Raw genomic sequence first — 24843 nt, forward strand, 5'->3', positions numbered from 1 at the left:
CAGTCCCGGATCAGTCCCGGATCAGTCCTGCCAATTGCCTTCAAAATCCTTGGGGATGAGCAGGTTATGCCGCCCGAGGTTGGCAATGTCACGTTCGCCACAGAGCGCCATGGTGGTGTCCAGCTCTTTGTGGATCACCTCCAGTGCCGTGGTGACGCCCTTTTGCCCCATCGCGCCCAGCCCGTAGACAAAGGCGCGGCCAATCATGGTGCCAGAGGCGCCCATGGCCAGCGATTTCAGCACGTCCTGGCCAGAGCGGATGCCGCTGTCCAGGATGACCTCGACCTCGCCGCCGACCGCATCCATGATCTGGGGCAACATCCGGATCGAGCTCAGCGCGCCGTCCAGCTGGCGGCCGCCGTGGTTGGAGACAACAATTGCATCAGCGCCCACTTTGACGGCCATCTTGGCGTCTTCGGCATCCAGGATGCCTTTCAGGATCACCTTGCCGCCCCACATTTCCTTGAGCTTGGCGATTTTGCCCCAGTCCAGCGACAGGTCAAATTGTTCAGCCGTCCAGGCCCCCAGCGAAGAGGCATCCGATATGCCCTCGACATGGCCGACGATATTGCCAAAGTCACGCCGCTTGGCGCCGAGCATCTGCAGGCCCCAGGTCCATTTTGTCATCAGGTTGGCAATGGTTTTGGGTGTCAGCTTTGGCGGGGCGGACAGGCCGTTTTTCAGATCCTTGTGACGCTGACCGAGAATCTGCAAATCCAGGGTAATCACCAGAGCCGAACATTTGGCATCCTTGGCCCGTTGGATCAGTCGACGCACATAGTCTGCGTCATTCATGGTATAGAGCTGGAACCAGAAGGGTTTGGTGGTGGCCTCGGCCACATCCTCGATCGAGTTGATCGACATGGTGGAAAGTGTAAAGGGCACACCAAAAGCTTCGGCGGCCTTGGCGGCTTTGATCTCGCCATCGGCATGTTGCATGCCGGTCAGCCCAACCGGCGCCAGGGCCACTGGCATGGAGACGTCTTCGCCGATCATCTGCCCGGCGGTGCTGCGCCCTGACATATCCACCGCAACCCGCTGACGCAGGCGGATCTGCTCAAAATCAGAGGTGTTTTCGCGAAAGGTCTGTTCGGTCCAGCTGCCGCTTTCCGCATAGTCAAAAAACATCCGCGGCACCCGCCGCTCGTAGATGCGTTTCAGATCCTGAATGTTGGTGATTACCGGCACGGATAAGCCCTCGCTATGATGTGGTAAAGTTTCCTTACCAATTTTTAACATCCACTGCAACACTCAGCGTGACATTCGCGAAAATGCAAAAGGTCGCACCCGAAGGCGCGACCTTGTTCAGTTTTAGACCTGGGTTGGTTGGTCAGCCTCTGTGGGCGCCATCCGCGAGGGATTTTACAAAATCCAGCACTTGCGACACGGGTTTGCCGCTGGCCATCTGGCTGACGATGGCGCTGCCGACCACAGCCCCGTCAGAGATCGAGGCAATATTTTGCGCCTTTTCCGGTGTGTTGATACCAAAGCCAACAATGACCGGCAGATCGGTAGAGGCCTTGATGCGGGCCACTTCAGGGCCGACATCGCCCGCCTGTGCCTCGGCGGCGCCGGTGATGCCGGTGACGGAGACATAGTAAACAAACCCAGAGGTGTTCTGCAGCACGGTGGGCAGGCGTTTGTCATCGGTTGTTGGTGTCGCCAGACGGATGAAGTTCAAGCCCGCTTTTTGTGCCGGAATGCACAGCTCTTCGTCTTCTTCAGGGGGCAGATCCACCACAATCAACCCGTCGATGCCGGCGGCTTTGGCATCCACCAGGAACTTTTCGACACCTCGATTGTAGATCGGGTTGTAGTAGCCCATCAAAACGATGGGTGTGCTGTCGTCATCCTTGCGGAACTCAGCCGCCAGCTGCAGCGTCTTTTCCAGGGTCATGCCGCCATCAAGCGCACGCTGACCAGCCAGCTGAATGGTGGGGCCATCGGCCATCGGATCGGTGAAAGGCAGGCCAAGTTCGATGATATCGACACCAGCACCCGGCAGGCCCTTTACCAGCTCCAGCGAGCGTTCATAGTCTGGGTCACCAGCCATGACATAGGACACAAAGGCCTTTTTGCCGGCAGCTTTGAGATCGGCGAATTTGGCGTCAATACGGGTCATGGTAGGGCCTCTTGCAACTTACCGCTCCGGTGTGCCGAAAGTTGCAAGGGAAATCAATCCCGACGCAGTGCCCATTTGCGTTTTGACCCGCTAGTTCAGCGGAATATGCCAGCGCAGGGTCAAACTATTTACACCAGGATTGACGGAGGAGGTCGAGGCATTGGATTTATGGCTGAGTGCCAGGGAGATCGCCTTGCCGTTTTTGAACTGTTTGCCAACCGCAAGCTGGCTGCGGATTTCAAAGGTGGAGCCAAGATCATTCAAGGCGGTGCCTTCGATAAAGGCTCCGGGTAAAACGCTGGCCTCGACAAACCAATCCTGTTGCAGGTCCCATTTGCCACTTAGCCCGCCCCCCAAGAAGGCATCGCCTGTGTCAACCACTTCAACCGCGCCGGCCAGTCGGGCAGAAAAGACCTTGCCTTCGTAGAAAGGGCGGTGGTTGTACTCCATCGACAGGATCAAACCATCCTCTGCGCCCCGCAGTGAATAGTCGGAGTAACCTGCACCAAGAACAATTTCCTGGCCAATGGCGGAGCTCGCCAGCCCTGCGGTAAGAACAGCAGAGAGAAGAATTCTATTTTTCATGTCTTTCCCCAAAACGTCATGGAACTTGGGAGGAGGTAGGATCACAATTGGCGATTTAAACCTGCGCACACGTTTATGATATAATAAGTGAAGTTTTTCACATCTAACATTGTGATGCAGTGGGTCAAGAGACCCGCGCGCGCGTCGTCTGGGGCAATGCTGGCTTGCGCCGGGGCGCAATGCTGCCTAGAAGCCATTGCCAAATGGCATCAGGAGGCTGAGATGGGCTTTAAAATGGGAATTGTGGGCCTGCCGAACGTCGGCAAGTCGACCTTGTTCAACGCATTGACCAAAACCGCATCGGCGCAGGCCGCGAATTTTCCGTTCTGCACCATCGAGCCCAATGTGGGCGAAGTTGGCGTGCCGGACAGCCGCCTGGACAAGCTGGCCGCAGTTTCCGGCTCCAAGCAGATCATCCCAACCCGGATGACATTTGTTGATATTGCGGGTCTGGTCAAAGGTGCATCCAAAGGCGAAGGCCTGGGCAACCAGTTCCTGGCCAATATCCGTGAAACCGATGCAATTGCGCATGTTTTACGCTGTTTCGAGGATGGCGACGTGACCCATGTTGAGGGGCGTGTTGATCCGGTTGCGGATGCGGAAACCATCGAGACCGAGCTGATGCTGGCGGACCTAGAGAGCATCGAAAAGCGCCGTGCCAACCTGGTACGCAAGCTGAAAGGCAATGACAAAGAGGCCCAGCAACAAGAGCGTTTGCTGGCCGAAGCCCAGAAAATGCTGGAAGAGGGAAAGCCTGCCCGTCTGGTGGAGGTGGACGAAGACGACGCCAAAGCCTGGAGAATGTTGCAGCTGCTGACCACCAAACCGGTTCTCTACGTCTGCAACGTAGGTGAGTCGGAATCAGCCGTGGGCAATGAATATTCTGCCAAAGTCGCGGCAATGGCGGCGGCGCAGGGTAACTCACATGTGATTATTTCGGCGCAGATCGAAGAAGAAATCAGCCAGCTCGAAGCGGACGAAGCTCAGATGTTTCTTGAGGAAATGGGGCTTGAGGAAGCGGGGCTCGACCGGCTTATTCGGGCGGGCTATGAGTTGTTGCACCTGGAAACCTATTTCACCGTCGGCCCGAAAGAGGCGCGCGCCTGGACAATCCGTCAGGGCACCTCTGGGCCGCAGGCTGCCGGTGTCATCCACGGGGATTTTGAAAAAGGCTTTATCCGGGCCGAAACCATCGCCTATGAGGACTTTATTGCCTGCAATGGGGAACAGGGTGCCAAAGAGGCTGGCAAGATGCGGGCCGAGGGGAAATCCTACATCGTGAAAGATGGCGATGTGATGCACTTCCTGTTCAATACCTGATCTCCATCCGGTTTTGATCCCTGCCGCGCAGGGGCCGTGTACCTGATATGTCAACAACACCCATGCAGAGATACTGTATGGGTGTTTTCTTTTGCCCCGTCCGGGGATCATCTGGGCATTCCGTGCCTTGAACGGGCGCGGGCGTAAATGCTAGGCCGGCCCGGTGAGCGAAGTGGAGACAGCCATGATTAAACTGATTATCGACACGGACCCTGGCATTGATGATGCCATGGCGATCTTTTACGCGGCGGCGGCGCCGGAGATTTCGCTTCTGGGCCTCACCACGGTTTTTGGCAATGTTACCACGCGGATTGCCACCCGAAATGCCCTGCGTCTGCTCGAAGCCGCAGATCTGGAGGTGCCCGTAGCCCATGGGGCCGAGGCACCTTTGTCCTTGCCGCCCTTTTCTCCGTCAGCGCAGGTCCACGGGGACGAAGGCTTTGGCGATATTCCAGCGCAGGAGCCCAAAGGCGCGCCAGTGGCAGAGGAGGCCGCCGATTTCCTGATCCGAATGGCGCGCGAACATAGGGGCGAGCTGGTGCTCTGTTCCATCGGTCCTCTGACCAATATCGCGCTGGCCATTCAGCGCGACCCGGAGTTTGTCAAAAACCTCAAGCGGATTGTCATCATGGGGGGCTCTCTGGAGGAAGGGGGCAATATCACCCCGCATGCCGAAGCGAATATCTACCACGATCCCCATGCGGCGGATGTGGTCTTTGCGTCCGGGGCAGAGCTGGTGATGGTTGGGCTGGATGTCACCCATCAAATTCTGTGTACCAAGGCCGATTTCAGCTTGATCGCGGCGCGCTCGCCCGAATTGGGCGGCATGTTGCAGACCATGTCAGAGTTCTACCTGGATTTTTATGAAACGGTGGGCAAATTTGACGGCTGTTCCCTGCATGACCCAGCCGCGGTGATTGCCTGTAGCCACCCAAAACTGTTTGAGGTCAGGAAAATGCCGATCCGCGTGTCCTGTTCCGGAGAGACCGCAGGCGCGACACAGGAGGCTGACAAGGGCAGCCGGGCAGAGACTTCGGTTTGCCTCAATGTCGACGCCGAAGCGGTAAAGGCGCTGTTCCTTACGCGTCTGGCACTGCTGCCCTGACGGCGCGCAGCGCCGGGGGCTTGGCCTGCGCTTTTGGTGATTTACCTCACGGGCAATCTATGTCTACTTGGTTGGAGATATATGAGCCAAGCATCCCGCCATTTTGTGAGACTGGAAGCTCTAAGGCGCAAGGACATTGGGGCAGGGGCGTTTTTGGGATGAAGAGTATTGATGATGTGGATCCGAATATACTGATTGGATACAAATCCGGGCAGTATTGGCAAAACCGCATGGATCTCATGTATTACTCCTATCTGGACTATATCGTCCGGAGCCTTGGCAAGGATGCCAAATCCATGATCGACATTGGAACAGCGAGCTGTCCCTATCTTGAATGGTTCGATTGGATCCCGGAACGGGTCTCGTTTGACATGGCTGAGCCTTACCAGTCTTCGACAGTGAAGGGGGTTCAAGGCGATTTTCTAAAGCATGATTTTGGCGATAAAAAATATGACATCGCCACCTGCTTTCAGGTGCTTGAGCATGTGCCGGATGTCGTCCCCTTTGCCCGCAAGCTGCTTGAGATCAGCGATATGGTCATCGTGTCGGTGCCTTATGAATGGCCCGCAACGGCAGCGGATGACCACATTCACGACCCTATTGGCAATCGCAAGCTACTTCAGTGGATGGGACGCAAGCCCAACTACCGACAGGTTGTCAGAGAACCATTCCGTGGCGCCGTTGGCAGACGGCTTATCGCGGTCTATGAGGCCGACGCGACCGTCCGTTATGGGCGCAAGGATTTTAAAACCCGGGTGCGGCGATCGCGGTTCCCGATGGGAGAGCAGGGCTAGCGGCTCTGGTCCCTGCCGAGCCACAGCTCTTGAGGATGCCGCGCGACCTCCTGGGGTTTCTCACCCAGTAAGACATCCCAGTTTGCCAGCCGAGTTTGCCAGCCCAGTTGTTGGCCCAATTGCCAGTCCAGGCTATGGGGCCAAATTTTGCGGCCAGACTTTTGGTGCAAGGTTTTCGGCGCAGGATTTCGGGGGTTATTCCAAGCGCGCCGGGGCTGTGTCTTGGAATGGTCTGCTTAAACCCGTGGCAGCCCGGTGAAGCCGACCCTGCTTTGGCCACAGGGCAAGACCTTAACGAAGCGAGGCGCAATTATGGATTTGAAAAGAGAATCTAGGGCCGTTTGTGGTGTGACAGGTGACTGATTCTTGCCCCAATTGGGTGAATTTTGGCGGCAACCCATCGAATTCTTACCGAAGTCTTGCGCGCAAAGTGGTGTTTTGAGGCTGCCGAGGGATATGAAAATGCATGTTTTTACAGGTATTTGCCTAAAACCTTAGGGAGAGTCTTAACGCTGGGTGGTCTTTTACCCCGTTTTAGCGTCATTCTGGGGCATCAATAACCGGGGGGTTAGAGAATTGTTAACGCTGCCACATTCTATCCACTATTTCGTCCACCAGGCGCAAGATTGGGCCCCATTCCAGCCGCACGACTGAACAAAAATGTCGATGTGGGAATTTGGAGTGGAAAATGAAACGACTAATCGCTGTGGTCGCGGCCTGCTTGCTTGCAAGTATGCCCGACGGCGCGAGGGCGGGTGATCCGCAATTTGGAGCAAGATCGTTACCTGGGTGGGAAGCGGTTGGACGGCTGAATATTTCGGGACGCAATATGTGTACCGGATCCTTGATTGCGCCAAACTTAGTATTGACTGCGGCCCATTGCCTGTATGATCCGGTATCTGGACGCGCGGTTGATCCAACGACGATCAAATTTGAAGCGGGCCTTTTGGGTCGCAATGCCAAGGCATCGCGCAAGATTGCCAAGGCGGTGGTGCATCCTGGATATCGACACAGTCAAAGAGGCGACACTTTGATGGGAAGCGATATTGCGGTGCTGCGTCTGTCCCGACCGATCAGCTCGACTGAGATCCGACCGTTGGGTATGTCGTTGAATGCCGATCGCGGAGACGCCGTGGGCGTGCTGTCTTATAACTTTACCCATGCGACGCGCCCCAGTTTGGAACGCAGTTGCGAGGTTCTAGCAAGACAACGGACAACCTTGGTGATGTCCTGCCTTGTCGATTTTGGAGCTTCGGGTGCACCTGTTCTACAGGTGATACCGGGCCGATTGCCCACACTGGTCTCGGTGATTTCTGCCAAGGCCGCAATGGGGAGCAGGCGCGTGTCGATTGGAACGGCGCTTGATTCAACCCTGTGGCGCTTGATGCAACAGGCCGGCTGACAACAGATACGTCCCTCCTTAGCGACGTTCCCAAGCGACCTGCTGCTAGAATGGCAGCGGGAAGCAGGTTGCCACGGCGCACAGGATCTGTCCCGTTTGGGCGCTGTCCTGAACGATAGGGCAGAAGAGGGAAAGCGACAGGGATCAATTCGGAAAACTCCGATGTATTCCCTGCTGGGCCTGGATGTGCGCATCTATGGTTCACGAAAGGCCTCTTGTGATTTGTACAGAGGCTTCAACAGGTAGTTCAGCACGGTTTTTGATCCGGTCTGCAATTCTGCGGTGGCCCGCATGCCTGGACGAATTTCGATACCCTGTTGACGCTCTGTCAGATCAGAACGATCAACCCGGACAGTGACCCGATAAAAGGGTTCGGCGCGGGGATTGCGTTCGTCCTCAAAGGTATCCGCCGAGACAAAATCAACCTCGCCGTTCAGCGCGCCATAGATGGTATAATCATAAGCCGAGAGCTTGATGGTTGCCTTTTGACCGGTTTGAACGCTGGCAATATCCTTGGGTTTGACGCGGGCTTCGACAAACAGCTCTTCGCCCATGGGGATGATCTCAAAGATCTCTTCACCGGGGCGCACAACGCCGCCAATCGTGGTGACGCCCAGGCTGTTGACGATACCGGACATTGGCGAGGTGATAATGGTGCGGTTCAGTTGGTCTAGCGCCAGGCGCTGATCCTGCCGCAGCGAGGCCAGCTCGCGAAGGGCTTCTGAGTATTCTTCGGCCAGTTTCAACTCGTTCTGGGTGCCAATCTCATTGAACTTGGCCTGTGCATCGGTGGCCGATTTCTGCGAGCGGTTCACTTCGATCAGGGCGACAATGTTTTTCTCATAGAGGTTTTGCATATTGGCCAACTCATCATTGAGCTGATCGAGAATTTTGCGTGCACTGCTGCGGCGGCTGTCAAAATCGCCCTGCCGCGCGTTCAGCAAGGCCCGCTCGGAGGCCAGGATCTCAGCTGAGCGCTCGGCCAGGGCATCAGGCACGGTGAACTCATAGGCCCCGTCCATTTCTGCTTCCAGGCGGAACTGTTTGATTTCCAGCGTGTCGATCTGATCCTGCAACTCATCGGCAATGGTGCGGAACTTGGTGTCCTGCAGTTTGGCCAGAATTTGTCCGGCGCGCACCTCGTCGCCCTGGCGCACATGCAGCTCGGCCAAAATGCCGCCTTCGAGGTTCTGCACGATCTGCGCCCGCGAGGAGGAGACCACTTCGCCCTCACCGCGCACGATCTCATCCACCGATGCAAAGGCCGCCCAGCCGAGGAACAGCACCAAAGCCGCCCCGACCAGATAGACAATGCGGCTGGCGCCACGGGCGCTTTCGGCAAGATCGTAATGCGCGGATGAGGTCATTTACCCTCTCCTGCTGCGAGATGGGCCAGAACCTTGTCGCGGGGACCATCCACCACCATGCGCCCGTCCTGCAGGATCAGGGTGCGGTTGGTCAGCGACAGAATGGGCATTCGGTGCGTGGCAATAACGGTTGTGCGGCCCTGAAGCCAGGTTTCCAGACGGCTGACCAGGGTGCGCTCCAGCGTCTGATCCAGCGCCGCAGTTGGTTCATCCAGCAGCACGATGGACGGGTTCTGCAGCCAGAGCCGCGCCCAGCCGATCGACTGGCGTTGACCAATTGACAATCCGCCACCACCGTCGCCAATTTCCAGATCCAGCCCCTTGTGGTGACCGCGCACATAGGCGCCCAGTCCGGAGAAGTCCAAAGCAGCCATCAGGCGACCATCGTCGCGCTCCAGCTGGTTGAGGTTGAGGTTATCGCGCAGCGAGCCGGCAAACAGGCGCACGTCCTGGCTCAGGTAGCCGATATTGCGGCGCAGATCGCGGGGGTCGATCTGGCCCATATCGGTGCCATCAATCATGATCCGGCCAGCATCAGGGGAATACAGCCCCGACAACAGCTTGATCAACGTGGATTTGCCCGAGCCATTGACGCCCAGTATCGCAACCCGTTGGCCCGGGGTGATTGCAACACCGGGAACATCCAACGTAGGGGCGGCGTCTTCGTCGTAGCGGAACACAACTTCGCGCAGCTCAAAGCGGCCCTGAAGCTGCTCACGGCGCAGGTAGCTGCGTTCGGCCTCCATCTCTTGCGGAGCCTTGGCGATGGCCTCCAGCCCCTCCAAGGCGCCCTTGACGTTGCTCCAGCGCGCCATGGTAGCAGCAAACTGGGTCAGCGGCGCCAGGGTGCGGCTGGTCAGGATGCCGGTGGCAATGATTGTCCCAACGGTGAATTCGCCGGCAAAAACCAAAAGCGTGCCCAGAACGACGGCGGTGATATAGGTGGCCTGCTGGATGCCTTGGGACCAGAAGGTGAGGGCACTGGCCAGACGGCGCTGCTCGGTTGAGGAATGCGATGACAGCACGTTCAGCTCATCCCAGTTCCGCATCACGCGGTCTTCGCCACGCTGGGTTTTCACTGTGTCGAGTTCGGTGATTACCTCATGCAGCAACCGGCCTGCCTTGGCATTGGCGCCCTGGGTCTGACGGGTCAGCGCGATCATCTTGCGCTGCATGAAATAGGCAGGCAGCAGCATCAGCACGCCGCCGACCATGATCACCCAGACGATGGGGCCGGCGATTGAGGCCACCAGCAGCAGGAAGACGGCGATAAAGGGAATATCGGCCAGGGTCGAGATGGTTGAAGAGGTAAAGAATTCGCGTACCGCGCCAAAATCGCGCATCGCGGCAAACAGCCCCGACGGCGGCAGGGGTTTCTTGTCAGACCGCATACCAATCAGGCGGCGCATCAGATTGTGCTGCACCGACAGTTCGATCTGGCGTCCGGCGGCATCGGTCAACCGGGCACGGGCAACTTTGAGCAGCGCCTCCAGCATGATCGCAAGAAAGGCGCCAATGGCCAGCACCCAAAGCGTGGCATGGGATTGATGTGGGACCACCCGGTCATAGACCTGCAAAGAGAACAGGGCGACAGAGACCGCAAGGATATTGGCCACCAATGAGCCCAGCATGATTTCGCCCACCTGACGGCGGTATTTGGGGAATTCTCCCCAGAACCAATGGTCGCTTTCCAGCTGCGGCGTGTGGCGCGCTGCCATTTGTTTCAACGAGGGGCGGGCGACCAGCAGGGTGCCGGTGAAAAATGGCGTGAACTCGCCCAGCGGCACCTCGGTGCGATTGTCGGGGCAGGTGGTGTCAAAGATGGTGAGCCGCCCCTGATCCTGACCCAGAACCAGCACACATTGGCCGCCCTTCATCATCGCCAGGGCGGGCCAGTCGTCGGGGGTCAGCTCTGGTCGGCGTTGCAGTTTCACCTGCAGCCCGGTGGAGCCGAGAGCCTGGGCCAGGCTCTCGGCCGAAGAGTCGCCAGGGTTGTTGCTCCACATGAAGCTGGCAATGTCGCCTGCATGGGCCTCTGTGCCCTTCAACGAGGCAAGTGTTGCAATCAGGGTCGCGCGGTGTTGGATCCGGGCAGAGGCGCCTTCGATCAGGGTGCCAACTTCGCGGCGGTTTCCCGTTGCAATATCGCTCTGTGGTTCCGCTGCGGGGCGGGCAGGGGCGCTGGGGGCGGGGCTTGCCATATTGACCGCGGGGGGGATGGACGGCTGCCTGGACGGCTGCCTGGGCGCGGCAGTGGCGGTTGCAGCGCCCTCAATGATCTGGCCAACACCCGTTGACTGATCCGCGAGCGGCCCAGGGCTGGGGGGAACGGCCCGCAACCGGGGGCTTCCCGACTTGCGTGTCTGGCTGCTGACCTTGGGGGTGGAACCGGGCCGGATTGGGGTGGTTGCATCGGTCAAATCTTATCCCCATCCGCCAACAGGCCCATGTCGCGTGCCAGCATCAGCTGGATCAACACAACTTCGTATTTTGCTTCGATATGGTCCTGCTCGCGCTGAACCAGTTCTTCGTAGATGGAGACAACATCCATCACGGGTCGCTGGCCCGCTTCGAACTGTGCTTTGAAAAGCCTGTAGGTTTCGCGGCTGGCCTGCGCCAAAGAGGCGGTCTCGGCGGTCTGACGCTGGTAAGAGGCCAGGCGCTGGACCTGTCGGGAGTAACTGCGCCGTGCGTCTTCTTCGGCCTCGCCGATCTGGCGACGGGCGGCTTCCTTGGAGACTTCGATGGCTTTCAGGGCGGCGCCGGTGCCCAGTCCCAGGGGTTCGGCCAAATCCAGGGTCAGCCCTGCGCCGGACCCGTCGGAGGTGATATTGCCGGCCGCAGCAATCTGCGGCAAAAGCCCGGCACGGCCAATCACCGCCTCTGCCACGCCGCGATTGGCGACGGCCTGGGATTTCAGCACCGAGAGATACTGCGTTGTTTCGGGGGGCGTTCCGAGGTCGAGCTTGCCAGGTTTTTCCGCAAAGCTCTCCCCCGTCATCGCCGTGAGCTCGGCGCGGGCGGTGGTGGCCGCATCCTGCGCGGTGGTGCGGGCATTGCGCATGCCGTTGATCTTGCTGTCGACCACATTCAGGTCGGCGCGGTCGGACAGACCGCCGTCAACCCGGCCCGCGACGATGCGGCGGAATTCCTGCATCTGGGTAAGGGCGCGACTGGTATAGGCGGCTTTTTCATCGCCGCGCAGCCCGGCCAGATAAAGCCCCAGGGCATCTTCAACCCGCTCGTTCATATCAACCGAAAGATTGACCGCAGCGACTTCTACATCGGCAGCTGCAAAGGCGCGTTCGGCTTTGCGGCGCCCATTGTCAAAAAGAACCTGCTGAATAAGCATGCCGGCCACAAGATCGCCCAGGTCGGTCAAGCTGACCGAGGGACCGATTGAGGGCAGCCAGTTTTTCGATTCAGCCTCGGCGCGCAGTTTGGCGCTGATCAGCTCAGCCTCGGAGGCGCGCGCAGAGGCCGCCACGGCGGCTTCGGCGACAGCGTTGTACACGGAGTCTTCGGCCAGTAGCGAGCGGCGATCGAGCAGGGTCGAGATGACTTGTGACCTGGCCTCACCTTCGGGCTGCACAAAATTGCCGCCGCGCCGGGAGACTTCGGTCTCGTCAACAGTTTTGCCCGAAAGGAAGGGCATGCCATCGGCGCAGCCGGAAAGACTGCACATAAGTGCCAATGCGCCAATGGGTCGTGCCAGTTGCATACTGCCCCTCGCCCTTTTGTAGGGTTTTGGTTGGGACCGGCAACGGTCAGGAACGGTGCCGGTCCGATTGATCAGATGATGACGGTGACGTCTTGATCAATGACCAGGGTCGCGCCGTCGTCGCCGACGGTGTAGACGTTGTAGTTCTCGCCGCCGACATTGCGGGTTCCGGCCAGGGTTGCCCCTGCCACGGTGACGCTGTCGTCGCCCGGAGTCGAACCACTGTGGATGGTCAGGGTATCCGAGTTTTCAGAGAGCGCTTTGATATCCGCTTCGGTCAGAACCAGAGAAACATTGCTTGCGGCGCCAAGGTCCAACTCGTCGATATTGAACTGGCCAAGACCAGAATGTGCCAATGTGCTGGCCGTTGTGGCGTTGTCTTCGAGAACAAGCAGGGTGCTGGAGCCATTGCCAAGGGCGTCAACATTGGTAACCACCAGGTCGGTGCCATCAGGTATTGCATTGGTAAAGTCGAATTCGGTGAGGCCACGACCTTCGGTGACAGCCGCAGCGGGGTTGGAGACAGACCCATCGCCTTCGAGTGTGTTGACGGTAATGGATTCACCTGTGCCGGCGATGCCTTCGACGCTGATTTCGCTGACGTCCTGGCTGCCAATCTCGTAGGTGACTGAGTCCAGAACCGGGGCTTCAAAGACGGTGTCGACTTCGAAGCTTTCAGTCAGGGTGCTGGTGTTTCCCGCAGGATCTGTTGCAACAATCGTTGCCGTTGCAGAATATTCACCGGCCGGAAGATCACTGCCCGAGAATTCAGCACTCCAGTTGCCCGCAGCATCGACGGTGGCGGTTTTGGCCACACCCCGGATCGTCACGATAACCTCAGAGCCGGGCTCGACGGTGCCCTGGAGGGCAAAGCCGGCGTTCAGCTCATCCTGATTGATCACGTCATTGGCGGTCTGATTGGCCTCGACGCTAAAGGGATCCACCTCGGTGTCGATCGAAAGGGTGCGGGTGACAACATCCGTGTTGCCCACAGCGTCGGTGGCGTGCACTTCGATGTCGACATCCGTTGTGCCGGTTGGGATGGAGCTTTGTGGAATAAGGACCGTCCAGTTGCCTGCAGCATCTACCGTGGCGTTTTGGGCGCCGGCGGCGCCAAAGAACACCTGAACCGTCGAGCCTGGCTCGGCAGTGCCGGTCAACTGAACACCGCCCTGGGCTTCGGGGCCGGATAAAACATCGTCCGCACCGGCAAAGCCGCCGTTCAGTGTGGCGCTGGTTTCCGTATCAATATGAACCGTGTGGGTGCTGGTCGAGCTGTTTCCGGCTGCATCGCTGGAGGTCACTTCAACGGTGCTGGCATAATTATTGCCACCGACAATCTGCGCGCTGCTGTAGCCGACAGACCAGGTGCCATCGCCGGCCACGGTGGTTGTCTGGGTAACGCCCTGGAACAGAACCGAGATCGAGGCGCCGGCCTCACCGGTTCCCGACAGGGTGACACCGGATGACGCTTCGGAGAAATTGATGATGTCATCGCCCGCGACGGTGTTGATGCCGATGGGGGGCGCAATGGTGTCGACCACCAGTGTCTCGCTAAAGGTGGCGCTATTGCCAAAATCATCTGTTGTGGTGATGTCGACCGCTGTTGTGTAGTCGCCGGTGTTGATTTGGGTCGCGTTAAAGGTAACCGACCAACTGCCATCTGCAGCAACAGTTGTCGTCTGGGTGTGACCGTTGATGACAACACTGACGCTGGCGCCCGCTTCACCTGTGCCGGTGATCACGGTACCTGTGGAATGTTCGCTGCCATTGACAAGATCGCCAGTGGACTGCGTCCCGCTGGTGACGTCCAGTTCCGGAGGCGTGGTGTCGATGATGACTGTAGGGCCATCCAGATCATGTGTTGTTCCATCGGGATCGACAACTTTGACGGTGGTATCATAGTTGCCATCTATCGGCAGGGCCACGACCGGGAAGGTCACTTCCCAGGTACCATCCTCCTTGACGGTGCCTGTCTGTGTCTCGCCGCCAACGCTGACTTCGACCTCAGCGCCGGGAGTGCCGGTGCCGGTGATGACAACCGGATCCGTGGTTGAGCCTGCAACGGGATAGGTGGCATCGGGATTGTCCACGGTGGGAAGGATGCCGCCACCGCCGCCACCGCCTCCGCCACCACCGCCGCCAGCGACGACTGCGGCACCGGCGACACCGGCTGCTGCGCCAGCTGCGCCAAAACCGCCAAAGAGAGGCGCTGCCAGCGGGGCAATCACCGGCTCGATACGGTCAACATCCAGAAAGACCATATCGTCATAGGCGGACCACTTGCCGGAAACGTCCAAAGGCTCGTAGCTGGCAAACAGCGTACCTTCGGGCCTGTCTTCCAGAACAACTTCGACAAAATTCCCTTCCTCGCTGAGGAACAGGTTTTTGCCGCCGGGTGTGTCATTGCTATAGTAGTTCTGCAGCACAAGGATCTGACCATCGGCCAGCATGAGGTGGAGATCGGATCCCCGCCGTACATAACTGTCAATGTCCGAAGCGCTGAGGTTCAGCGAAATATCCTTGGAGTGCGTGACATTGAGAAGTGAGGGAGATCCCTCTGAAAAAGTGCTTTGACGTGTGGTCCCCGAGAGATCACGGGTAATAAATCCAACAGTGCTCATTTTTTTGTCGCTCGCTTCTAGACCACGCAACGCCCGAAATCGTGGGGTTGCGGAGGATCCGGTGCCTGTATGTTTCTGCCGAAGGCCGTTCTTTGCGGCCATATTGCGAACATATTGCGTCGAATTTAAATCAAATGTCTAGCCGGCGCAGACAGAAACTGTAGATGAATTGCGCTCTATAGTGTCTTGTTTGCCGCAGGTTTTCTGCCGCGACAGGGCTGTTTCCCCTGTTTTTGGGGCCCTTTCTTGCAAATGGTTAATAAATCTGACCGCAGTTGGTATCTCTATCGGAACAGCGGGTCGGGGCAGGATCTGGGCAAAACCGAGGCGAGACACTGCAGAACAGGGTCGGGCGCCCATCAGCGTGCCCTTGCCCAAACAGGGCCAAAACAGGGCCAAAGTGCCCGGCAAAGGCCAGTGGCAGCGCCGCTTGATCCAGGGTGTTTGTGGGCCTGGGCAGCATGAGATCACAGGTTTTGGTGAAATTGTGAAGATTTTTGAGCGAAACCTTCTGGCAATTAATTAAAAATACACCAGTTCCTAATAGTATGAAACTAGCAAATAGTGTACCCTTGCGGAAGACTGAACGGCGTCCGAGGCTCTCGATTGCCGGACCAAGCCCCCCTGATCAGAGCGGGCATCCGGTGCTTAAGACGCCGTCGAACAAGAGCAGAAATCAAAACCAAAAACGACCGCGGACATCCGTGGCCCAGGCCCTGGGCATTCTATGTCTGTGCGTTTTCACCACCGCCAGGAGGAAAGGCGAAGCATAACCCAGGAGGCTAGATCCGATGAAAGACATTGCCGAAATATTTGCCGAGCAATATGGCCAGACGCGTGAACAGGAGATGTCCCTTTATGGCTATCTGGATGCCTGTCGCAGCGATCCCAGCCTCTATGCCAATGTGGCCGAGCGGATGCTCAAGGCCATCGGCGAAGAGGAACTGGTTGATACATCCAAGGATGCGCGGCTTGGGCCGATCTTTCAGAACCGAACGATCAAGCAATATAGCTCCTTCAAAGATTTCTACGGCATGGAGGATACCATCGAGCGCATCGTCGGCTACTTCCGTCACGCCGCGCAGGGGTTAGAAGAACGTAAGCAGATCCTGTATCTGCTGGGACCGGTGGGGGGTGGTAAATCTTCGCTGGCCGAGCAGCTGAAACGTCTGGTCGAAGATCAGCCCATCTATGTGCTGAAAGCCGGCGACCAGCTGTCGCCAATTTTTGAAAGCCCGCTGGGGCTGTTTGATCCCGTTCGCATGGGCGGGGTGATGGAAGAGGAATACGGCATTGCCCGTCACCGCCTGCCGGGGCTGATGTCGCCCTGGGCGGTGCAGCGGTTGGATGAGTTTGGTGGGGACATCAGCAAATTCAACGTCGCGCGGATCTATCCTTCGGGGCTGCGGCGCATGGCAGTGGCCAAGGTCGAACCCGGTGATGAGAACAATCAGGATATCTCGACCCTTGTTGGCAAGGTGGACATCCGCCAGCTGGAACATTTCAGCCAGGACAATCCAGATGCCTATAGCTTTTCGGGCGGGCTGAACCGGGCCAATCAAGGCGTGCTGGAATTTGTCGAGATGTTCAAGGCTCCCATCAAGATGCTGCATCCGCTGCTGACGGCGACCCAGGAAGGCAACTACATGGGCACCGAAAGCTTTGGCGCCATTCCCTTTACCGGGCTGGTGCTGGCCCACTCCAACGAGAGCGAATGGCAGGCCTTTAAGAACAACAAAAACAACGAGGCCTTTATTGACCGGGTGTCGATTGTAAAGGTGCCCTATTGTCTGCGAGTCAGCGATGAGGCGCAGATCTACCGCAAACTGATCCAGCACAGCGAACTGGCCGAAGCGCCCTGTGCGCCGGAAACGCTCAAGATTCTCAGCCGCTTTTCTGTTCTCACCCGGCTAAAGCCGCATGAAAACTCCAACCTCTATTCCAAGATGCGGGTCTATGATGGCGAAAGCCTGAAAGACACCGACCCCAAGGCGAAAACGGTTCAGGAATATCAGGACCGGGCTGGCGTTGATGAGGGCATGAACGGCATCTCCACGCGGTTTGCCTTTAAGGTGCTGTCGTCGACCTTCAACTTTGACACCGATGAGATCGCGGCGGATCCGGTGCACCTGATGTATGTCCTGGAACAGATGATCAAACGGGAGCAGTTTCCAGCCGAGACCGAGGCCAAGTATCTCGACTTCATCAAGACGGATCTGGCCCAACGGTACGAGGAATTTATCGGCAATGAGATCCAGAAGGCCTATCTCGAGAGCTACACCGAATATGGTCAGAACGTCTTTGATCGCTACATATCCTATGCGGATGCCTGGATCGAAGAGCAGGACTACAAGGACCCCGACACGGGTCAGCTGTATGACCGGGACATTCTCGACAGCGAGCTGAGCAAGATAGAAAAGCCGGTGGGTATCGCCAATCCCAAGGATTTCCGCAACGAGGTGGTCAAGTTTGCGCTGCGCCATCGTGCCAATACCGGCGCAAACCCGGCGTGGAACTCTTATGAAAAGCTACGGGATGTGATTGAAAAGCACATGTTTAGCCAGGTCGAAGAGCTGTTGCCGGTGATCAGCTTTGGCAGCAAGAAAGACAGCAAGACCGAGAGCAAGCACCAGGAGTTTGTCGAACGCATGCGCAGCCATGGCTACACCGACCGCCAGGTCCGGCGGCTGGTCGAGTGGTACATGCGGGTCAACAAGGCCGGGTAACGGGGGCGCTGAAATATGCATCAATTCATCGACAGGCGCGCCAACCCCAAAGGCAAAAGCCACGGCAACCGGCAACGGTTCCTGCGCCGCGCCAGGGAGAATATCAAAGAGCGTGTTGACCGCTCGGTGCGGGACAAATCCATCCAGGACGGGGATGGTGTCTCGCCTGAGGGGGAAAAGGTGACAATCCCGGCAAAGGGGCTGCAGGAGCCTCGGTTCTTTCACAGCGCCCAGGGCGGTAACCGCAAATATGTACTGCCGGGCAACAAGGAGTTTGTGGTTGGCGATACCATCCCCAAACCAAGGAACGGCGCTGGGCAGGGGGGCCGCGAGGCCTCCGAAGACGGCGATGGCGAGGATGCGTTTTCCTTTACCCTGACCCGTGACGAATACCTGGAGATCCTGTTTGACGGGCTGGAGCTGCCGGATCTGGTGGAGAAATCCTCCGTTGAGACCGAAACCATCGGCAGCCGCCGCGCTGGGCTGACCACTGCGGGCACGCCCAATAACCTCAACCTGGTGCGGACCATGCGCAATTCCCTGGGGCGGCGTATTGCTTTGCGACGCCCTTCTGCCCAGGCGCAGGCGGATCTGGAAGCCGAGATTGAAATGCTGGCGGACCTTCCCTCCCTTTCAAAGGCCCAGGCGGATCTGCTGGAGGAGCTACGGTCCCGGCTGGAGGCGCTGCAACGCAAGCGTAAGGTTGTGGGCTATATCGACCCGATAGATCTGCGCTTTGACACCCATGTGCCCGAAAAGATCCGCAAGTCTCGCGCGGTTGTGTTCTGCCTGATGGATGTCTCCGGCTCGATGCAGGAGCGCGAAAAGGATCTTGGCAAGCGGTTTTTCCTGCTGCTGCATCTGTTCCTGTCGCGTTGCTATGAACAGACCGAACTGGTCTTTATCCGCCATACTCACTTGGCGGAGGAGGTGGATGAGGAAACCTTCTTTTATGCCCGCGAAACCGGCGGCACCATTGTCTCTACCGCGCTGGATAAAATGCGTGAGGTGATCGCGGACCGCTACCCGCCGCAGGAGTGGAACATCTACGGCGCCCAGGTTTCGGATGGGGAGAATTTTGGCAATGACTCGGCGCGCTGCAAAAAGCTGCTGCTCGAGGATCTGCTGCCAGTCTGCCAGTACTACGCCTATATGGAAATTGTTGAAGAAAGCGCCGAGGCCCTGCTGAATGACACCGAGGCCGGAGATGATCTGTGGCAGAACTACCGTGCGGTAAAATCACAGGCACCGCATTTTGCGATGCAGCGCGTGGCCCATGCTGCTCATATCTATCCGATCTTCAGAGAGTTCTTTCTGCCCCGTTTAAAGGGAGGCCAAAATGCTTGACGTAAAACCGGGATCCAACCTGCTGTTTGACGGGTCGGAGTGGAGCTTTGAACTGCTGGAAAAGGCCCGCGACGCGATTGAAGATATCGCGCTGAATGATCTGGGGCTGAACGTCTACCAGAACCAGATCGAGATCATCTCGGCGGAGCAGATGCTGGATGCCTATTCCTGCACCGGTTTGCCGCTGATGTATCAGCACTGGTCCTTTGGCAAACATTTTGCCCGCGACGAGGCGCTCTATCGCACCGGACGGCAAGGGCTGGCCTATGAAATCGTGATCAACTCCAACCCCTGCATCAGCTACAATATGGAAGAAAACACCATGGCGATGCAGACGCTGGTGATGGCGCATGCGGCCTTTGGGCATAATCATTTTTTCAAGAACAATTATCTGTTCCTGCAGTGGACGGATGCCGACGGCATTCATGATTATCTCGCCTTTGCCAAGAATTACATCGCCGCCTGTGAAGAACGCTATGGGCTGGATGCGGTGGAAGAACTGCTGGATGCGGCCCATGCGCTGCAAACTCAGGGGGTGTTTCGCTATGGGCGCCCGCCAAAGCCCACCGCGCAGGAGTTGGAAGCGATGCAGCGGCTGCGTGATGGCTATGAGGCCGGTCGCAGCCTGCTGGATATCTGGACCGATGCCACCCTGGGACGCAACAAGGAGGAGGAAGCGCGGGATGCGCCCTTTAGTGCGCGCCGCAAAAGCCTGAGCCTGCCGCAGGAGAATATTCTCTACTTTTTGGAAAAGCACAGCCCGATCTTGCATCCCTGGCAGCGCGAGCTGTTGCGCATCGTGCGGATGCTGGCACAATATTTCTATCCGCAGAAACAGACCAAGGTGATGAACGAAGGCTGCGCTACTTTTGTGCATTATTACATCATAAATGAGCTCTTCTCGCAGGGGCGCCTGACCGAGGGCGCCTATATGGAGATGATGCACAGCCATACCAATGTGGTTTTGCAACCCGAGTATGACGATCCGCGTTATTCAGGCATCAACCCCTATGCGCTGGGCTTTGCCATGATGATGGATATTAAACGCATCTGCCAAGAGCCAACCGAAGAAGACCGCGCGTGGTTTCCGGATATCGCAGGCCATGAGGACTGGCGGGGGGTATTGCGCGATGCCTGGGCCAATTACCGGGATGAGAGCTTTATTCAGCAGTTCCTGTCGCCGCATCTGATGCGCAAGTTCAAGCTTTTTGCCTTGGTCGATCTAGAAGACCAAAAGGACCTGGTCGTGAGCCAAATCCACAACCGGGCTGGCTATAAAGAGATCCGCCGGGCGTTGGCGCAGCAATATGATCTGGCCTATCTGGAGCCTGATATTCAGGTCTCCGATGCAGATCTGAGCGGCGACAGGCGTTTGATCCTCACGCATACGGTGCGCGATGGCGTTCACCTGGAAGAGGAGAACAAGCGCGAGGTGCTAAAGCACCTGGGCACACTCTGGGGCTATGATGTCTGTCTGAACGCGGTGGAGACACATGTCGAGAGCTGAGTGACCGGCCTGAGTAATTGGCCTGAGCAATTGACCTGAGTGTGCCTCCGGCCTGCGCTGATGAGTTCCTTATTGGTCCGCAGGTGGGTATGTTTTGTGCAAATCGTCGATGACATAGGGATGTGAATGCCGCTTTGGGTCACTTTGTGCGTGGTCTGTAGGTGCCTGCAGATGTGGGTGATCAGCGGCCAGTTCGGGGTGGCCATGGGGCAGACTCTCGGGGTCATGGGCGGGCCATTGGATCCGCGCATATAACACCCCCAGAATGGCCAGTGCATTCAGCACCAAAAGCGAGGGCACCATGCCAAAGCTGCTCATGCTCCAGCCGGCCAGGGGATAGGTGATCAGCCAACAGCCATGCGACAGGGTAAACTGCGCGGCAAAGACCGCAGGGCGATCTTCAGCCCGGGCCGAGCGCTTTAACAACCGCCCCGAGGGGGTGAGCACGGTGGAATAGCCAAATCCGGACAAGAACCAGCAGAGTATCACCGGCAACACTGTGGCATTGGCCAGGCTTGCATAGGCCGCCAGCCCGGTCTGAGCCAGGATCGCGATGAGCGCTCCCGCTATCATCAGGCTGCGATCCTGGCGCTGGGCCAGCAGCCTTGGCAGGGTAACGGCCGCCAGCATGGACCCGGCGCCAAAAGCGGCCAAGGTCAAAGCCACCATATGCTCGGACAGGCCCAGGTCAGCCCGGATGATCACCACGGTGTTGATGATCACCATGGCGCTCACCGAGGCGGCAACGACTGTCAGCCCCAGCAACCCACGCAGGCGTGGTGTCTTTAGGTAGATGCGGATCCCCAGCGTTGTGCGGTGATATAATCCGGTGGTGGCGCTGGGCCGGGGCGAGGGCAGGACAACAGAGGCCACCAGCAGCGCCGAGGCAATAAAGCCAGCAGCGGTGCCAAAGAACAGGGAATTGGCCGTCACCAGAGTCAGCAGCAGTGCGGCCAGCGTTGGGGACAACAGGCTTTCGATGTCATAGGCCAGTCGCGACAGGGACAGCGCATTGGTGTAGTCCTCCTCATCAGATAGGACATCTGGAATGGTGGCCTGAAAGGCAGGGGTAAACCCGGCAGATGAGGCCTGCATGACAAAGATCAGCACATAGATTTGCCAGATCTCGCTGACAAAAGGCAGCGCCAGCGCCACCAGGGCGCGCAGGATATCAAGCGTGACCAACCAGCTGCGCCGCGGGTACTGGCTGGCAACTGCGGCGGCAATTGGGGCAAGGGTCACATAGCTGACCATCTTGATGGTGAGCGCGATACTCAGCACGATGGAGGCATCGGCTCCGGCCAGGTCATAGGCGATCAACCCAAGAGCCACGGTCGCCAGACCGGTGCCGATGATGGCAATCACCTGTGCCGCAAACATGTGGCGAAAGGTGCGATTTCTCAGAACCGCTAACATGGTTTCAGGATACCTCGTGATACCTTTGCTGGTCGCGCGACGGTGTTCGCCAGAACGATCTGCGGTGCCGTTCTTAAGCCAAGGTCTAGATGATCCAAGCTCAGCTCCCGCTTGGGAATTTCACCACAGGGGCGCTGCTCTACCCCCCCCAAATTTACGCCGCTCAAATGGCCATGGGCGCGTGTGGTCTGAGCAGCGCGAATGGCAGGGCAGTGGTGGTTGGGAAGGGGCTTCATGGGCTCATTCTCTCTTTGCGGGCGATAAATGCAAGACGGCTTTCGCAGTCAGGGACCTTTGGCAAGACTATGCATTGACAAGGCCCCTGTTTCAATTGGATACAATATTCCAAATAGAGGTGCCTGCCGGGCGAAGTGACAGGCCTGTAGCATCTGTCTGTTGTTCTGAAATTGGCGCGCGCCAGTAGCGCGCCCCTGTCTGATCCTTTTGGGAGATCTCATATGACCACTTCTTTTACCGAGTATCGTGAATTGGCCAAATCCCTGGGCGTGGATGCCCTGGCTTTGGTGCCGGGGCCAAATTTCACCCGTGCTCTGGGGCAGGGGTTCATGAGCCACGAACGCCCCTTTGTCCTGGTGATACCTGCGCAGGGCGCTCCGGCGGCGATTGTGCCAAATCTCGAACTGGGGTCCTGGGATCTGGTTGGTTTTGAGGGTGCGGTTTTTGATTGGCGCGACCAGGATGGCTATCAGGCGGCCTTTGCGGCTCTTGCGGGCCATATGCCGATGACACGCCTCGCGGTGGAAGGCCAGGTAATGCGCGTCTTTGTGCATCACGCGCTCAAACAGGCCAGCCCGGAGCTGGAGATTATCGACGCCGAAAAGCAGATCTCGGGGTTGCGGATGATCAAGAGTGAGGCCGATATCGCAGCCATGCAAAAGGCAATCACCCTGTCAGAGCGCGCCCTGCACCGGGTGCTGGCGACAGTTGAAATTGGTCAAAGTGAGAAAGAGATCGAAAGCCGTCTCATCCAGGCGCTTTTTGCCGAGGGCGCGGATGATCTCGCCTTTACCCCCATTGTGGTGGCGGGCGACAATTCGGCCCGCGTTCATGGCCATGCCCGCGCAGACTACTTGATCCAGTCCGGCGACGCGCTGCTGTTTGACTTTGGCGCCCGCAAAGATGGGTTCTGCGCCGATATCACCCGCACGGTTTTTGTCGGCGAAGTGAGCGATGAGGGTCGCGCGGTTTATGAAACGGTCCTGGCGGCCAATATGGCAGGGCTTGCGGCGACAAAATCCGGGGTCAGCGCGCATCAGATTGATGATGTGGTGACAGGCGTGCTGGAGGCCTCTCCCTTTGCTGCGCATATCGAAACCAAGACCGGCCACGGTCTGGGACGGGACGTGCACGAAGCCCCCTACATCATGCGCGGCAACCCCCAGCTGCTGCCCGCAGGCACCGTTTATACCAACGAGCCGGGGCTGTATCTGTCGGGCAAATTTGGCGTGCGGATCGAAGATGACGTGCTGATCACCAATGAGGGCTGTCAGGTTCTGACGCAGTTTCCAAAGGAGCTGACGATTGTCGGGGCGTGAGGGCTGATCACCTTGGCCTGCTGAGGGCAGATACAGCCTGACCAAAGACAAAGGCGCAACCCCATCAGGAGTTGCGCCTTGTCAGATCATCGGCGTCTCTATTTCAGAGATGGCCTTTGGGTTTAGAACTCGACGACGGCGCGGATGGATTTGCCGGCATGCATCAGATCAAAGCCTTCGTTGATCTGGTCGAGCGTCAGCTTATGGGTGATCATCGGGTCGATTTCGATTTTGCCGTCCATGTACCAATCGACAATTTTGGGCACATCGGTACGCCCGGATGCGCCGCCAAAGGCGGTGCCGCGCCAGCTGCGGCCGGTGACCAGCTGGAACGGACGGGTGGAAATTTCGGCACCGGCGGGGGCAACGCCGATGATGATGCTTTCCCCCCAGCCTTTATGTGCGGCCTCCAATGCGGTGCGCATAACGTTGACGTTGCCGGTGGCATCAAAGGTATAATCCGCGCCGCCGCCGGTCACTTCAACCAGATGCGCAACCAGATCTCCCTCGACCTCGGCGGGATTGACAAAATGGGTCATGCCAAAATGCGTCGCCATCTCGATCTTGCCGGGGTTGAGGTCAACGCCAACGATCTGATCGGCGCCAGCCAGTTTCAGCCCCTGAATGACGTTCAGGCCAATGCCGCCCAGACCAAAGACGATGGCGGTAGAGCCGATCTCGACCTTGGCGGTGTTGATCACCGCGCCGATGCCGGTGGTGACGCCGCAGCCGATGTAGCAGATCTTGTCAAAGGGCGCGTCCTTGCGCACCTTGGCCAGGGCGATTTCCGGTACAACTGTGTGGTTGGCGAATGTCGAACAGCCCATGTAGTGATGGATCGGCGTGCCATCCAGCATCGAAAACCGGGTGGTGCCATCGGGCAGCAGCCCCGCGCCCTGGGTCGAACGGATCGACTGGCAGAGGTTGGTTTTGGGGTTCAGACAGTATTCGCATTCGCGGCACTCAGGCGTATAGAGCGGGATCACGTGATCGCCGACTTCCAGGCTGGTGACGCCTTCGCCCACTTCGATGACAACACCGGCGCCCTCGTGGCCCAGAATGGCGGGAAAAATACCCTCGGGGTCGTCGCCAGAACGGGTGAATTCATCCGTGTGACACAGGCCGGTGGCCTTGATTTCCACCAGAACCTCGCCGGCCTTTGGCCCTTCCAGGTTCACTTCCATAACTTCGAGCGGCTTGCCCGGAGCAACTGCAACGGCGGCACGTGTGCGCATCATAAATCTGATCCTT

The 24843-nt window shown here is 58.1% G+C and carries 17 protein-coding genes; 8 read left to right on the forward strand and 9 right to left on the reverse strand.

Annotation, left to right across the window (positions count from 1 at the left end):
* Window positions 1-21: 21 nt before the first annotated feature.
* From ARCT_RS0105465 to ARCT_RS0105475, 3 genes are all read right to left on the reverse strand, one after another.
* A complete protein-coding gene (locus ARCT_RS0105465) occupies window positions 22-1188 on the reverse strand; it encodes an alpha-hydroxy acid oxidase (RefSeq protein ID WP_027239157.1) in 1167 nt (388 codons plus the stop codon).
* A 142-nt stretch (window positions 1189-1330) separates the two neighbouring features.
* Window positions 1331-2122 (reverse strand): tryptophan synthase subunit alpha, encoded by a 792-nt coding sequence (gene trpA / locus ARCT_RS0105470; RefSeq protein WP_027239158.1) that lies wholly within the window; start codon window positions 2120-2122, stop codon window positions 1331-1333.
* Window positions 2123-2212: 90 nt separating this feature from the next.
* Window positions 2213-2707 (reverse strand): acyloxyacyl hydrolase, encoded by a 495-nt coding sequence (locus ARCT_RS0105475; protein WP_036784476.1) that lies wholly within the window; start codon window positions 2705-2707, stop codon window positions 2213-2215.
* Window positions 2708-2929: 222 nt separating this feature from the next.
* On the opposite strand from ARCT_RS0105475, the gene ychF reads away from it, so the two are divergent.
* From ychF to ARCT_RS25505, 4 genes are all read left to right on the forward strand, one after another.
* Window positions 2930-4027 carry a redox-regulated ATPase YchF gene (gene ychF / locus ARCT_RS0105480; protein ID WP_027239160.1) on the forward strand — a complete coding sequence of 366 codons (1098 nt, stop codon included), beginning with the start codon at window positions 2930-2932 and terminating at the stop codon, window positions 4025-4027.
* Window positions 4028-4211: 184 nt separating this feature from the next.
* On the forward strand, window positions 4212-5132 hold the full coding sequence (locus ARCT_RS0105485; RefSeq protein WP_027239161.1) for a nucleoside hydrolase: 921 nt from the start codon (window positions 4212-4214) through the stop codon (window positions 5130-5132).
* 158 nt (window positions 5133-5290) lie between these two features.
* Window positions 5291-5926: a class I SAM-dependent methyltransferase gene (locus tag ARCT_RS0105490; RefSeq protein ID WP_027239162.1), complete on the forward strand. Its 636-nt coding sequence runs from the start codon at window positions 5291-5293 to the stop codon at window positions 5924-5926.
* A 688-nt stretch (window positions 5927-6614) separates the two neighbouring features.
* A complete protein-coding gene (locus ARCT_RS25505; RefSeq protein WP_027239163.1) occupies window positions 6615-7328 on the forward strand; it encodes a trypsin-like serine peptidase in 714 nt (237 codons plus the stop codon).
* Between the two features lie 194 nt (window positions 7329-7522).
* On the opposite strand, the gene ARCT_RS0105505 is transcribed toward ARCT_RS25505, so the two are convergent.
* The 4 genes from ARCT_RS0105505 to ARCT_RS0105520 all read right to left on the reverse strand — a co-directional run bounded on the left by ARCT_RS0105505 (window position 7523) and on the right by ARCT_RS0105520 (window position 15040).
* Complete coding sequence (locus ARCT_RS0105505) at window positions 7523-8695, reverse strand: HlyD family type I secretion periplasmic adaptor subunit (protein ID WP_027239164.1); 1173 nt, start codon at window positions 8693-8695, stop codon at window positions 7523-7525.
* On the reverse strand, window positions 8692-10896 hold the full coding sequence (locus tag ARCT_RS0105510; RefSeq protein ID WP_240476257.1) for an ATP-binding cassette domain-containing protein: 2205 nt from the start codon (window positions 10894-10896) through the stop codon (window positions 8692-8694). Before ARCT_RS0105510 ends, ARCT_RS0105505 begins: the two co-directional genes overlap by 4 nt.
* Window positions 10897-11111: 215 nt before the next feature.
* Window positions 11112-12416 carry a TolC family protein gene (locus tag ARCT_RS0105515; protein WP_027239166.1) on the reverse strand — a complete coding sequence of 435 codons (1305 nt, stop codon included), beginning with the start codon at window positions 12414-12416 and terminating at the stop codon, window positions 11112-11114.
* A 71-nt stretch (window positions 12417-12487) separates the two neighbouring features.
* Window positions 12488-15040 carry an Ig-like domain-containing protein gene (locus ARCT_RS0105520; RefSeq protein ID WP_027239167.1) on the reverse strand — a complete coding sequence of 851 codons (2553 nt, stop codon included), beginning with the start codon at window positions 15038-15040 and terminating at the stop codon, window positions 12488-12490.
* A 791-nt stretch (window positions 15041-15831) separates the two neighbouring features.
* Between ARCT_RS0105520 and ARCT_RS0105530 the strand changes: the two genes are divergently transcribed.
* Genes ARCT_RS0105530 through ARCT_RS0105540 form a run of 3 tightly spaced genes read left to right on the forward strand, consistent with a single transcriptional unit; the run spans window position 15832 to window position 20620 of the window.
* On the forward strand, window positions 15832-17766 hold the full coding sequence (locus ARCT_RS0105530) for a PrkA family serine protein kinase (RefSeq protein ID WP_027239168.1): 1935 nt from the start codon (window positions 15832-15834) through the stop codon (window positions 17764-17766).
* A gap of 15 nt (window positions 17767-17781) precedes the next feature.
* On the forward strand, window positions 17782-19113 hold the full coding sequence (locus ARCT_RS0105535) for a YeaH/YhbH family protein (RefSeq protein ID WP_027239169.1): 1332 nt from the start codon (window positions 17782-17784) through the stop codon (window positions 19111-19113).
* Complete coding sequence (locus ARCT_RS0105540) at window positions 19106-20620, forward strand: SpoVR family protein (RefSeq protein ID WP_027239170.1); 1515 nt, start codon at window positions 19106-19108, stop codon at window positions 20618-20620. Before ARCT_RS0105535 ends, ARCT_RS0105540 begins: the two co-directional genes overlap by 8 nt.
* A 69-nt stretch (window positions 20621-20689) precedes the next feature.
* Here ARCT_RS0105540 and ARCT_RS0105545 read toward each other — a convergent pair whose 3' ends face one another.
* A complete protein-coding gene (locus tag ARCT_RS0105545; RefSeq protein WP_027239171.1) occupies window positions 20690-22036 on the reverse strand; it encodes an MFS transporter in 1347 nt (448 codons plus the stop codon).
* 458 nt (window positions 22037-22494) lie between these two features.
* Between ARCT_RS0105545 and ARCT_RS0105555 the strand changes: the two genes are divergently transcribed.
* Window positions 22495-23592: a M24 family metallopeptidase gene (locus ARCT_RS0105555; RefSeq protein ID WP_027239173.1), complete on the forward strand. Its 1098-nt coding sequence runs from the start codon at window positions 22495-22497 to the stop codon at window positions 23590-23592.
* 122 nt (window positions 23593-23714) lie between these two features.
* Here the strand turns inward: ARCT_RS0105555 and ARCT_RS0105560 are convergent, their stop codons facing one another.
* Window positions 23715-24827 (reverse strand): S-(hydroxymethyl)glutathione dehydrogenase/class III alcohol dehydrogenase, encoded by a 1113-nt coding sequence (locus ARCT_RS0105560; RefSeq protein WP_027239174.1) that lies wholly within the window; start codon window positions 24825-24827, stop codon window positions 23715-23717.
* Window positions 24828-24843 lie beyond the last annotated feature (16 nt).

Origin of the sequence: Pseudophaeobacter arcticus DSM 23566 (genome assembly GCF_000473205.1) — a bacterium.
GTDB classification, from domain to species: Bacteria; Pseudomonadota; Alphaproteobacteria; order Rhodobacterales; family Rhodobacteraceae; genus Pseudophaeobacter; species Pseudophaeobacter arcticus.

Bases quoted from the DNA above. Each gene is read 5' to 3' on its own strand.
- ARCT_RS0105510 (WP_240476257.1), bottom strand. From the start codon at position 10,896: ATGGCAAGCCCCGCCCCCAGCGCCCCTGCCCGCCCCGCAGCGGAACCA.
- ARCT_RS0105545 (WP_027239171.1), bottom strand. From the start codon at position 22,036: ATGTTAGCGGTTCTGAGAAATCGCACCTTTCGCCACATGTTTGCGGCA.
- ARCT_RS0105475 (WP_036784476.1), bottom strand. From the start codon at position 2,707: ATGAAAAATAGAATTCTTCTCTCTGCTGTTCTTACCGCAGGGCTGGCG.
- ychF (WP_027239160.1), top strand. From the start codon at position 2,930: ATGGGCTTTAAAATGGGAATTGTGGGCCTGCCGAACGTCGGCAAGTCG.
- trpA (WP_027239158.1), bottom strand. From the start codon at position 2,122: ATGACCCGTATTGACGCCAAATTCGCCGATCTCAAAGCTGCCGGCAAA.
- ARCT_RS0105505 (WP_027239164.1), bottom strand. From the start codon at position 8,695: ATGACCTCATCCGCGCATTACGATCTTGCCGAAAGCGCCCGTGGCGCC.
- ARCT_RS0105485 (WP_027239161.1), top strand. From the start codon at position 4,212: ATGATTAAACTGATTATCGACACGGACCCTGGCATTGATGATGCCATG.
- ARCT_RS0105535 (WP_027239169.1), top strand. From the start codon at position 17,782: ATGCATCAATTCATCGACAGGCGCGCCAACCCCAAAGGCAAAAGCCAC.
- ARCT_RS0105490 (WP_027239162.1), top strand. From the start codon at position 5,291: ATGAAGAGTATTGATGATGTGGATCCGAATATACTGATTGGATACAAA.
- ARCT_RS0105515 (WP_027239166.1), bottom strand. From the start codon at position 12,416: ATGCAACTGGCACGACCCATTGGCGCATTGGCACTTATGTGCAGTCTT.
- ARCT_RS0105530 (WP_027239168.1), top strand. From the start codon at position 15,832: ATGAAAGACATTGCCGAAATATTTGCCGAGCAATATGGCCAGACGCGT.
- ARCT_RS0105555 (WP_027239173.1), top strand. From the start codon at position 22,495: ATGACCACTTCTTTTACCGAGTATCGTGAATTGGCCAAATCCCTGGGC.
- ARCT_RS0105520 (WP_027239167.1), bottom strand. From the start codon at position 15,040: ATGAGCACTGTTGGATTTATTACCCGTGATCTCTCGGGGACCACACGT.
- ARCT_RS0105560 (WP_027239174.1), bottom strand. From the start codon at position 24,827: ATGCGCACACGTGCCGCCGTTGCAGTTGCTCCGGGCAAGCCGCTCGAA.
- ARCT_RS25505 (WP_027239163.1), top strand. From the start codon at position 6,615: ATGAAACGACTAATCGCTGTGGTCGCGGCCTGCTTGCTTGCAAGTATG.
- ARCT_RS0105540 (WP_027239170.1), top strand. From the start codon at position 19,106: ATGCTTGACGTAAAACCGGGATCCAACCTGCTGTTTGACGGGTCGGAG.